The organism is Methylibium sp. (assembly GCF_013817365.1).
GTDB lineage: Bacteria > Pseudomonadota > Gammaproteobacteria > Burkholderiales > Burkholderiaceae_C > Methylibium.
Genome location: NZ_JACDCU010000432.1, coordinates 1 through 3,325 on the forward strand (window position 1 = coordinate 1; position 3,325 = coordinate 3,325).

The 3,325-nt window shown below is 68.6% G+C and carries 3 protein-coding genes; all 3 read right to left on the bottom strand.

The annotated features are described in order from the left end of the window. Positions 1 to 937, bottom strand: a 937-nt coding sequence (locus H0W38_RS19155) for an MCP four helix bundle domain-containing protein (RefSeq protein ID WP_292457153.1), incomplete at its 3' end; no start/stop codon positions are given. Next, positions 934 to 1,152 (bottom strand): hypothetical protein, encoded by a 219-nt coding sequence (locus H0W38_RS19160; protein WP_292457156.1) that lies wholly within the window; start codon positions 1,150 to 1,152, stop codon positions 934 to 936. The genes H0W38_RS19160 and H0W38_RS19155, both read right to left, overlap by 4 nt. A gap of 24 nt (positions 1,153 to 1,176) precedes the next feature. Beyond that, the gene (locus H0W38_RS19165) at positions 1,177 to 3,276 is read right to left on the bottom strand and encodes a chemotaxis protein CheW (protein ID WP_292457157.1); all 2,100 of its coding nucleotides are present in this window, start codon (positions 3,274 to 3,276) and stop codon (positions 1,177 to 1,179) included. Positions 3,277 to 3,325 lie beyond the last annotated feature (49 nt).

The following is a 3,325-nucleotide window of genomic DNA, read 5'->3' on the forward strand; positions in this document are numbered from 1 at the left end:
GCTCCATGGAGCTGGCGGTCTGCTGCAGGCTGCTGGCGGCCTGCTCGGTGCGGCCGGACAGATCGAGGTTGCCGGTGGCGATCTCGCTGCTGGCCGTGCCGATGCTGTCGGTGGACTGGCGCACCGAGCTGACCATGCCGTGAAGGCCTTGCTGCATCTCGGCCAAGGCGCGCAGCAGCGCGGCGGTCTCGTCCTTGCCCTGTGCACTCGTCGATTGCATCAGGTCGCCGCCCGCGATGGCCTGGGCGAAGGTTTGCGCCTGCGCGATGGGGCCGCAGATCGAGGCCGAGTTGAGCCAGGTCAGCGGCACCACGATCGCCACGGCCAACAGCAGCACGCCGCCGAACAGCAGCTTCGTGCGCTCCACCGCCTGGCGGCTGTCGGCCTGCGCGGCCTGCGATTCCCCCACCAGCGTATTGCGCAGTTCGTCGAGCGTCGTCTCGCCGGCGCGGATGGCTTCCTTCGCGCGGCCGAGCATGCGGTTGGCGACGGTGGCCGTGTCGTAACCCGAGGCCTCGAGCTGGGCCATCACCGGCGCAATGCCCTTGGCATAGGCCTCGAGCTGCGGCTTGAACTCGAGCAGCACCGTGTTGTCGGCACCGGAGCGCTCGGCCAGCATGCCGTCGATGAGCCGGTGCATGTGCGCATAGGTCTTTTGCCACTGCGCCTTGTGCTCGAGAACCTCTTCGGTCTTCTCGTAGGCAATGATCATGTCCTTCTCGGAGCGGCGCAGATCGCCCAGCGCGGTGCGCAGCTCGCCCAGCCGGGCCGACTCGGCCAGCGTGCGCTCGGCGGAAGACTCGTTGGTGCCCTGAATGCCGAGCATGCCCTGCAGACCCACCCCGCCCACCAGGGCCAGCAGCAAGAGCATGAGGACGATCATCCCGTTCATGCGGGCGCGGATGCTGAATTGCCGCAGCGTCGTTTGAATGTTCATGGTGTAGGCCCTTGCGGAAATCTCAACAGGATCGAAGGAGGCGGCAGCGCCGGAGCCCGGCCTCGCCAGGCGGCGTTCAACGGCACCGTGGTCACCGGCCGGTGCTCCGGCAGGCGCGGTGCGACGGGTGCGGCGGGCAGCCCGCGCGGCGCGAGCGGCGGATGTTGGCGAGGTGCGGTGAAGGGCAGCTCGAGCTGCCGGGTGGGCATCCTCATCGGCGCTGCTCCGGTCGAAGGCGATCAGTGCCGCGAGCGCCGCACCAGCGAGCCCACGTCGAGGATCAGCGCGACCCGGCCGTCGCCCATGATGGTGGCGCCCGAGATGTCGTCGACCTTGCGGTAGTTCGCCTCGAGGTTCTTCACCACCACCTGCTGCTGTCCGAGCAGTTCGTCGACCAGCAGCGCCACGCGGCCGCCCTCGGCTTCGATGAGGACCATGATGCCGCTGGCCTTGTCGAAATCGACCCGGGGCACGTTGAACAACTGCTCCAGATCGAGCACCGGCATGAACTCCTCGCGCACCTCGACCACGCGGCCGCTGCCGCCGATGGTCTTGACCACGTTCTGGCCGACCTGGAAGCTCTCGACCACGCTCGACAGCGGCAGGATGTAGACCTCGTTGCCCACGCCCACGCTCATGCCGTCCATGATGGCCAGCGTGAGCGGCAGGCGCACGGCCACGCGCATGCCGTAGCCCTCGGCGGAGTCGATCTCGACCGTGCCGCCGAGCGAGCTGATGTTCTTCTTGACCACGTCCATGCCGACACCGCGGCCGGACACGTCGGTCACCACTTCGGCGGTGCTGAAGCCCGGCTCGAAAATCAGGTTCCAGACCTCGCCGTCGGTCATGCTGTCGGGCGCGTGCAGGCCGCGCTCGCGCGCCTTTTTCAGGAGCTTGCCGCGGTTGAGGCCCTTGCCGTCGTCGCGCACCTCGATGACGATCGAGCCGCCTTGGTGGCTCGCCGAAAGTGTGATGGTGCCGACTTCGGGCTTGCCGTTGGCGACGCGCTCGGCCGGCAGCTCGATGCCGTGGTCGCAGGAGTTGCGCACCAGGTGGGTGAGCGGGTCGGTGATCTTCTCGACCAGGCCCTTGTCGAGTTCGGTGGCCTCGCCGTGCGTGACCAGCTCGACCTTCTTGCCGAGCTTGCCGGCCAGGTCGCGCAGCATGCGCGGGAAGCGGCTGAACACGGTCTGCATGGGGATCATGCGGATCGACATCACGGCTTCCTGCAGATCGCGCGTGTTGCGGTCCAGCGCGCTCAGGCCCGAGACCATGCTCTGGTAGAGCGCCGGGTCCATGGCGGTGCTGTTCTGGGCCAGCATGGCCTGCGTGATGACGAGCTCGCCCATCAGGTTGATGAGCTGATCGACCTTCTCAACCGACACGCGGATCGTCGCGGCCTCGAGTGCTGCGGCCGGCGCCTTCTCGGCCCGCGCGGCGGGCTTGCCGCCGCCCTGGGCCGCTGCACTGGCCGACGCGCCCGGCGCTTCACCGAAGAAGCCCGCGCCGCCCTCGCCCGGCGCCGCTTCGCGCGGCGCGCCGGGGTTGTCCTTGAAGAAGCCGTAGCCCGGCGCGACGTTCTCGCCGCCCCAGGGCAGAAAAGCCACCTGCTCGCGCCCGACGTGAAAGCTGAACAGGTCGAGCAGTTCGCCGTCGGTGCTGCCGGTCGTGACCTTGAAGCGGCGCAGACCGTCCTGCGCCATGCCGCCATCGACCGCCTCGATCGTGCCCAGGCCCTCGATCTCCTTGAAGAGTTCGACCACGCTCACGGCGAGTTCGGGCTGCTGCAGCGGGCCCAGCGTGAGTTCGATGACGCGCAGGCCGTCGGCCGTGAGCGCCGGCGAGGGCACGGTGGCGGGCGGGGGCGATGCCGCCACCGACGCGGCGGCCACGGCAGGCACGCGGACCGCCACCGGCTTGCCGGACACGAAGGCACGCACCCTGACGAGCAGCTCGCCGGTATCGACCGCCGCGCCGCCGGCGCCCTGGTGGCGCGCGAGCTGCGAGCGCAGGGCATCGCCCGACTGCAGCAGCACGTCGACCATGTCGGCCGTGGGTTCGAGTTCGTGGCGGCGCAGCTTGTCGAGCAGCGTTTCCATCTGATGGGTGAGCTCGGCCACGTCGGCGAAGCCGAAGGTGGCGGCACCGCCCTTGATGGAATGCGCGCAGCGGAAGATGGCGTTGAGTTCCTCGTCGTCGGCCTGTTCCACGTCGATGGCCAGCAACAGCTGCTCCATGCGCTCGAGGTTCTCGCCGGCTTCTTCGAAGAAGACCTGATAGAACTGGCTCAGGTCGATGCCGGCGTTCGCGCTCGCGCCGTCGGTGCTTGTGTCTGCCATGGTCGGTCCTGTTGTTCTTCAGCGAATGACTTTGCCGATCACTTCGAGC